We start from the raw sequence: 355 nt of genomic DNA, 5'->3' as shown, positions 1-355 counted from the left end.
CTTCCTTGGTTGCAGAGACCAGTTTCTTCCCCTCGAATTCCTTCAACTGGCCGATAGCGTACTCGTCGATCGCATCCACCATGAAGAGAACTTCGTATCCCTTCTTCTTGAGTTTCTCAAGGAAGGGGGAGTTCTCGACGGCCTTCTTGCTCTCACCGGTTATGTAGTAGATGTCGTTCTGACCTTCCTTCATCCGGGTCACGTAGTCCTTCAAACTGGTCAACTCATCACCGCTCTTGGTCGAGTGGTACCTCAGCAACTCAGCAATCTTTCCCTTGTTTTGAGAATCCTCGTGGATTCCGAGCTTGAGGTTCTTCGAGAAAGCCTCGTAGACCTTGTTGTAGTCCTCCTTGTA

General features: G+C 49.9%; 1 pseudogene. It reads right to left on the bottom strand.

Annotated elements, in window-relative coordinates:
• Window positions 1-355 (bottom strand): annotated as a pseudogene (locus AABA78_RS39350) (molecular chaperone HtpG); the annotation flags it as partial.

Source organism: Corallococcus caeni (assembly GCF_036245865.1).
Lineage (GTDB): Bacteria > Myxococcota > Myxococcia > Myxococcales > Myxococcaceae > Corallococcus > Corallococcus caeni.
This window is presented reverse-complemented; position numbering and strand designations above follow the sequence as displayed.